General features: G+C 44.6%; 6 protein-coding genes. All 6 read right to left on the bottom strand.

What is annotated here, in order from left to right:
* Positions 1–6: 6 nt before the first annotated feature.
* The 6 genes from L691_RS0124480 to L691_RS0124460 are packed head-to-tail and all read right to left on the bottom strand — an operon-like array spanning position 7 to position 7,096.
* Positions 7–618: a hypothetical protein gene (locus tag L691_RS0124480; RefSeq protein WP_025692874.1), complete on the bottom strand. Its 612-nt coding sequence runs from the start codon at positions 616–618 to the stop codon at positions 7–9.
* Positions 606–2,381, bottom strand: a complete 1,776-nt coding sequence (locus tag L691_RS0124475) for a TnsD family Tn7-like transposition protein (RefSeq protein ID WP_025692873.1) — start codon at positions 2,379–2,381, stop codon at positions 606–608. Before L691_RS0124475 ends, L691_RS0124480 begins: the two co-directional genes overlap by 13 nt.
* 14 nt (positions 2,382–2,395) lie before the next feature.
* Positions 2,396–3,697, bottom strand: a complete 1,302-nt coding sequence (locus tag L691_RS30070) for an ATP-binding protein (RefSeq protein WP_232229273.1) — start codon at positions 3,695–3,697, stop codon at positions 2,396–2,398.
* A gap of 19 nt (positions 3,698–3,716) precedes the next feature.
* Positions 3,717–4,070, bottom strand: coding sequence for a hypothetical protein (locus L691_RS33810; RefSeq protein ID WP_232229272.1), 354 nt, complete (start codon positions 4,068–4,070; stop codon positions 3,717–3,719).
* The gene (locus L691_RS0124465; RefSeq protein ID WP_036738128.1) at positions 4,067–6,268 is read right to left on the bottom strand and encodes a Mu transposase C-terminal domain-containing protein; all 2,202 of its coding nucleotides are present in this window, start codon (positions 6,266–6,268) and stop codon (positions 4,067–4,069) included. Before L691_RS0124465 ends, L691_RS33810 begins: the two co-directional genes overlap by 4 nt.
* Positions 6,269–6,271: 3 nt before the next feature.
* Complete coding sequence (locus L691_RS0124460; RefSeq protein ID WP_025692871.1) at positions 6,272–7,096, bottom strand: heteromeric transposase endonuclease subunit TnsA; 825 nt, start codon at positions 7,094–7,096, stop codon at positions 6,272–6,274.
* Positions 7,097–7,258: the final 162 nt, after the last annotated feature.

Below are 7,258 nucleotides of genomic sequence, written 5' to 3'. Positions count from 1 at the left end.
ATGTAACTATGAATTTAAATCGTTACGAAGTACTAGATAAATCCATGACATATGACGGGCGTTGCTCTCCGTAGCCATTGTATTAGGTACTCGAGTTCCTAAATGAAAATGGAGAATATTTTTTTCAAACTCACATCGTTCAATAAGTTGTTCTAAACCATGAGGCTGCAACAAAGAATACGCCATCAGCCTCGAATTAATAAACATCGCTCTGATAAGTTCGATAACAGGAATACAATATGTTATATTTCCAATAGTATATTGAACGATTTTTTGCGTTCCCAGCTCTGGATTCTTTCCGAAGTCAATGAGACGCTTAGGCAATTGAAATCCATTCACAACCTTACCATTATCAAGTGAGGGTATGGTGCATGTATACGACGAACCGCTCATTGGGCGGACTTGATTATGTATACCATTTGTATAAAGCTGGCCAATGCGCAAATAGGGAATCGCTCCCCAAGCACGAGTTAAAACTTTAATTTCTCCCGATACTCTTCTAAAGGCAATTCGAACTCTCCAGTCCTCTTTATAGTCGGTGTACGGCGAGCCATACCATATCAGTTCCACATCCTCATTTTCTTCGAACGGCCAAGGACGGAATTCTACTGAAGCCATTGCGTCATCACCCCATCTGCGAAGTTCAAGCTATGCAATCCATGACCGCTATAATAATTAAGTGCTTCGGAAACGGCATTAGAATAACCCGGTCGTATGCCGGCCTTTCTGATTAATTTCCATCGTTTGATGGGAAACTCATCATGCATTTGTTCTGCTGTCCATTGAATTCTGCGTATTTGAAATTGATCAACTGTTTCGAGATGGTTCGACAATATAGCCATCGTGACCGGAAGCTTGTCTTTATGCTTTTCAAGTAATGCAAGTTTTCCAATACGCTTGCCTATTGAGGCAAATGTGATTCGAATAGGCTTTATTTTCCTATCATCAATCAACTTATTACAAGCCTCTTCAACCTCCCAGCTCAATTCGAGGTCACGTTTCTTCCAATCTACTCGAACGTGTCTTGCGTTACGTTTCTTACTTGGAACTTTCGTTTTTACTGTTCGAGAAGATCGTAAGATCACTTCATGACAGACGCTCTCATTTGCCGGATCTAGTCGTACGTACTTGATGACGGTATTCGTATCCACCCCAAGCTTCTCGGCGGCAGATCGGTAAGATAAACCATTCTCCATGTAAACCATCAGTTGATTCTTCCAGACAGGGCCAAAAGTTTTAATACGGCCGATTCGATATCGATCTTCCGGCCTTTGGTCCGGGCCTCTTCTGGAATAGGAAAATCCGCAACCACAGGTGAAGGTGCCTACCGGTCTGCCGGTGTCTGAACAACGTGTAATTTGCACATTTTGGATGAGTGATTCTTTATAATGATCCGCTGCCTTATTTAGACAAGGCCAAGGGCCTTCACCAAATTGGGAGTAGGTCATATTCTTTTGCTCCAAGAAGCGTCCGAAAGAACCAAAGAGGAAGCTTATAAGCAGCAACTGTCTTAAAGGATGAACGGCTCTTCGAGCTTTCCTTGTTGCCACTGCCAGCCAGGAGTAATCATTCCCATAGGTCATGCAGTTCAGGAGTTCAAGCATTTCTTTACCATAATAAGAAATCAACTTCATTTCAAGCTCACGTTGCCGAATCCGATTGGCTGGGGTCAAGCAGCCTTGTTCACTTAATTTATGCAGTAAAGAGTCTCTGGAATTGTATAGATTAAGTGAGTGACCAACGCTAAGCAACAACTGAATATCCTGAGCAATTCCAAGCAATCGTAAGTGAGCTCTCTCTGGAACAGTCAATACCAATGGTTGGGATTGAAATAAGTGTCTCGCGATAGGCAACACCGTTAAACCGTGCCGATCCGAAACAGGATGTGTTATTCTATGAAGCACAATATGATGTTCCGGACAAAACATTACCCCGGCAGCCTGATGTACACGATGCCAGTAAGGCTCGCCAAACCGCTTGATATCTTCTTCATAACATGAAGGACAGAATCGCAATTCACCGTTCCGCTCCATGGAACTGGCTGTAATACCAACCAGTGTATGAATGCCAGAACCGTCATTGCTTCTCATCATCTGCTTTAATTGTTTGCTTCGATTCTCTGGAAGAAAGGGGGCGTAGTATGAATATAACGTATGCTCGTCAATCCATTGATCCGATGTTATACCTATGATCTGGCTTCTGGGGGATAGATTATCGAGATGACTGGGAAGATCCAATGTAGGAATAACATTATCTGTACCGAATAATTCCCGGAATGTCCATTTCGGGCTTGAGTTGTTCATCCGCAGGTGATATCTAGTAATCATGCTATAGAGTAACTCATCCGGGTAAGGGAGAGGCATACCACCATACATATCCATACTTTCACCGCCTTCTATCCGATAAACTCCATTGGATCTTTAATGTAACCAGCAACTTTGAGGGCATCGTATGCCGCCAACTTCTGCTTCTTGCCCTGAGATACAATTACGCGTAAATCATTTGGTTCTGTCGGTTTTGACTTCACTTTCGATTTGCTTCGCTGAATAAACTTGTTAGTGGAAGAGGTATTATTCTGCTCCTGTAACGCAATCTTCAGCGCTTCTTTGTGCAAATCTATGGTATCCATTTCATGAAGATGCTTCTGTACTACAGCCTGCGCTGCTTTTAATGCGATGGCTTCTCCTATGCCAGCCTCAATCAGCCACACATTAATTTCAGAAACCGTCTGCTCTTGTAGATCATAACCAAGCTCAGTCTTTATAACCTCAAGCCGCGCAGCCTTCCGCTTCTCAGCATCGATTCGATTAAAGTAGTCATCTACAGATACGCTGTCATAAATGTCAGCAAACTTCTGAATTTGATTCTTCTTCCCCGAGCGCAGCGCTTCAAGTGCTGGCTTGATCAGCGTAAATCGATCTCTGGCAACGGAGCGAATGAGTTCCGGTGCAATATGCCCGATTTCTTTGTCCAATGCACGCCATTGCGTCAGCATAAACAGCTTAATTGCAATATCCGATATGCCTTGAGACTCCTCGAACATGATATCTATAAACTCCGGCGTCAACTCTGCTTTTTTGTCGGTCCACTGGTACTTCCACAGTCCCTGCAGAAGCCATTCCCATTCCTCGTCCTTCTGAAAATGGTGCCATGTTGCATCGCCTTGACCGCTATTGCGCCGCGCATTTCTGAACTCTCCATTCAGGGCTGGCAACACCTTATAGGTACCAACAAGAATGACCGGAAGACCAATCGTATTCACCAGTTGGACGAAGAAGTTCAACATCTGCGCGGCTCGATCATCTTTCGCTTCTTGTAGATTCTGAATTTCATCAATGACAAGCACACCGAGACAATGCACGGCAGCTGCCTGCGCCATAATCGGCAATAACTCATCCGTCGTCTTTGTCGTATTCTTCTTGTAATACTTCGTCCCTACCAAGCTGTCAACGGCCAGAAGAAAATTCAAACACAAGCCGCGTATAGAGCCGTCATGCGGACAGTCCATTTTTAGCCATACGATTTGATAGGGAGCAGGCATATCCTGCCCTTTATACTTTCGATGCAAGATAACTTGAGGGTACATCTGGAGAATACGCATCAGACTGCTTGATTTCCCGATTCCGGATATGCCAACCAAAGCAAAGCCTGCCGATGTCGGTGTGTTCACGGGATAACCGTTTGTATTACCTTTCATAATGAGCTCATAAGCATCTTTACGGGCTCTGAATGCATAAGTTAGGAGTAAGAGGATTACGGCCCACATAACCGTCCCTGATCAGTCTGGAGAGACTCTGTTGCAATTCGAGATGCCTCGATAATGGACGGAAGAAATCTCTTGAAATCCGCTGCACACAATGCATTCTTAAATGGACAGGCAATTCTCGTTCAGCAACATTAAAACTCGGATTGGCTGCCAGCTGCTTGGCTACAGTTTTGTCATCCCAAATAGGCGGCAACGCCTCCAAGAGAGGATTATTCCTATAATCCTCAAGCAGCGGATCTTGATAATCAGCCTCTATAAAATGACCTCGACTGAAGTGAAACAATGGAACATCTATCTCGTTCACCCTTCATCACCGTCTTCCTGCAAATAGGCTTTAATCTTGGAAAGCTTGTCGGCCGGAGGTATATAGGCTTCTTGCGATTTTGTTGTTGCATCTCGATTTATCGGTACTACGTTATCATCCTTGGTGTCTTTGCCTTCAACTGTACGGAGTTCAGATAGCTGGAAAACCTCTTGTGGCCGATTCAACTGCTTTTCTTCACTCCGATTTCTCCTGATCCCTTTAACGCGCTGATTACTACTTGTATCGCTATTTAGCAACGCTTCGTTTGTCTTTTTCGTCGCTTGCTCTACAATTGCCTTAGTCTGCGCATCTAGGTCAATCTTGGCCAACATATTGTTTATCTCGTGATGTCTGCCATGATATCGTTCAATCTCCAATAAGTCGTCTACTTCCTCAAATCTCTTGTTGAGATATCGATCTTCTCGATCAAGCAGAGTGCATACCTCGAACTGTCTTCCCTCATCCAACCATAAGTAAATTTCGTTGGTTGATCGCGGGTCATAGCACACTTTTACACGCCAGGTCTTGCCGACTCTGGCCTTTACGAACCATTGCTCTCGTATCGCCAGATCACAGCCATAATGGACACCTTTGAATTGGATTCCAGCAGATGTAACAGTAGCTTCTCCTTGAGGAAGGAGATTGAGCTTAACAATTGCTTCTGGAAGCTTCTTTAAGCGACCAGTCCGATTAATTATTCCCCATTGCCATAATTGCTGCGGAACCGATATAACATTGTCTGCTACCATAAATTCATTCCGATCATACCAAAGCATGTGATGATTGTTGTTATGATAAAGAACGTATTTTATCATAATCTGAGTAAACTCTCGCAACGTCAATTTGGCATCCAAACGATAATCTCGTTCGCCGCGTTCTCTAAAGCGTTCCTTGATTGCCCCTGGAACAAATCGTATACTTCTCAGATTCACAAGACGAAACTGTTGCTCTACAATCCCTTTCCAATCCGCTCTGTAAGGCGGGGCATTCTCGACATCAACGCCAAGAACGTCAATAAGTCGAGTCGGCTTGTCACCCTCCAGCTCACCGCGATCTGCTGTAAGCTTTTGCGGCAAATGGCTGCTCATCCATTCGGATTCGGTTATTTCAATGCCATACTCGGCACAATACCGTACTTTATCAGCTGTTGTATTGGCTAAAGCCATCATGGCTCCAATCCAACTTGGGCCTTCCAGGCCAATGTATAGGCCAGTTATATAGCGGCTAAATACATCAATGACAATGTAAACAACCGGGCGGCCAATGATCCATTCGCGCTGATATTCGCTAACCAGATAAACATCTGCAACCGTAGCGTCAATCTGAAATCTCGAGCCTGGACCAAAGCTTTCATCAGTAGAGCTTCCGAGTATGGGACGGTAATTCAGCTCATATCTCTTTTTTCCGTGTCTGCTTTTTAGCGTATTTGCAAGGTCCATCTCTTTCTGAAACCAATACTTATACTGACCAAAAGTGGGCAGCTTCTCCGGAGGCGGGAGAACGGGAATTAGAGCTTGTCCTTCTTGGCGGTATCCGTTCGCGAAGAACTTCTCAAGTGTCTTCTGATAAGCATGTTTTAAAGGAGACTTCTCCTTCGAGTTATAAAACAATCGTATCCCTGACCTCAGCAACTGCTTGATTTCTTCGTCGATGTTTATGCCGACCGGCTCATGTTCAAACTTTCGAGGACGCCCCCGTTTGGCTTCGGTAGGAGTACGATCTTTGCCGTAGCTGCCACAATTGTTATAGTGAGGCAGTAACGTATTCTTCATTTTCCCGCCCTGCCAATATCTGCGCAAATAGCGATATATTGTACTTTTGTGAACTGCAGTCTGTTCCTGAACCTCTCGAATTCGAGCGCCTCTGAAGTTCTTGTCATAGCAGTTTGGTTCATCCAGGACGATATCTTTGATGGTGTCCCACGACTTTTCCCGAAGCGCCAGATGCTCTGGGGCAATATCGGTATCAATTACAGGAACGCTATCATTGATCCAGTCCACTTGCCTGCAAAGCTTCGATGCAATACCTGCGGCATATTCCGAATAAGCCTTCATAACAGGGAAAGCCTTATCATCATCCATTGCAATGCAGTAAAGGTATTCCTCATTCGGGGCAATCCATAATATTCTCTCAACCTGACGCAGATCAGACTCAGGCATCAGCCATTCGACTACCATATTTTCAAAGAGTATTTGCATGCCTCAGCCGCCTTTCGCCAATAAGTCATTTGTTCCAGTAATATGAAAGCCATTAGCAGTATTCGATGGATTGATCTTCTCATTCATATTTACGGACCAAATCTTCCGGTCTACAAAATGTCTAAACATAGCCAGGGCTGTCCCGGCTTCCAGCCCCATTTGTTCATCGCAAGCGAGACACGCCTTAGCTATTGCAGTGCCCGACAAAATGGAGGCAGCAAGTGAACGTTCCAAGCTTTGGATAGCAAATATCCCAAATTTCTCGACATCTTCATTGTGATACTCTTTATGAATCCATTCGATATTGCGGATTAACGTATAAGGCAAATCCCGCTCGGTCACAATTCCCCAATCGACCTGATGTGACTCCCAGTATGTTCGTTCAATTTCGAATTTTTCCAATATGCGCTTGTTCTCCAGATCTTTGGCGGGCTTAACCGTCCTCGCATATTCCTTGTCTTTATATGTAATTACAAAGTCCGTAGTCATGACGATATCAACGCCAGTTTTGGGGTCTTTGGGATGCTCAATACCAAGCTTGTCTGCAATCAGCTTTGTTTCTTCAAGCGGAAGGAGAGGATATTGCTCACGGATATCTGTTACTCCATCGGCATAATCCAGAGCATAGAAATAATCGCGCTCCAAATCGGACAAGAAGGTGTGTTGTCTGCCTGTAGTCCAGCCGACACCCCGAGTCGATCTGCCTGTTGACGGCACATCCTGTACTCGCAGCCACGGAAGATAATCGGCTCCTATTCCTTGCCCTCTGCCTTCTTTGATAAATCTATCAATCTTCGCATCCGTGATTTCGCGTTTTCGTTTTGCCATGATGACAACACCTCCTAAAAGAAAACAGGGCTACCCGAAGGCAGCCCCGTTTGGAGTCATGATGTTATTCTCGATGTAGGTTCTGTAGACAGTAGAAGAGCTCCTAGTAGCAGTATGGCCAATTCCGTCAGTCTATCCTGAAAATATCTCACAGCGAAAGTA

The organism is Paenibacillus zanthoxyli JH29, assembly GCF_000520715.1.
GTDB classification, from domain to species: domain Bacteria; phylum Bacillota; class Bacilli; order Paenibacillales; family Paenibacillaceae; genus Paenibacillus_AQ; species Paenibacillus_AQ zanthoxyli.
The sequence above is the reverse complement of the archived record's forward strand: the minus strand, read 5'-3'. Positions and strand labels throughout refer to the sequence as shown.

Excerpts from the sequence above, each read along its gene's own strand:
- L691_RS30070 (WP_232229273.1), bottom strand. The coding sequence starts at position 3,697 with ATGAAAGGTAATACAAACGGTTATCCCGTGAACACACCGACATCGGCA.
- L691_RS0124480 (WP_025692874.1), bottom strand. The coding sequence starts at position 618 with ATGGCTTCAGTAGAATTCCGTCCTTGGCCGTTCGAAGAAAATGAGGAT.
- L691_RS0124475 (WP_025692873.1), bottom strand. The coding sequence starts at position 2,381 with ATGGATATGTATGGTGGTATGCCTCTCCCTTACCCGGATGAGTTACTC.
- L691_RS0124465 (WP_036738128.1), bottom strand. The coding sequence starts at position 6,268 with ATGCAAATACTCTTTGAAAATATGGTAGTCGAATGGCTGATGCCTGAG.
- L691_RS0124460 (WP_025692871.1), bottom strand. The coding sequence starts at position 7,096 with ATGGCAAAACGAAAACGCGAAATCACGGATGCGAAGATTGATAGATTT.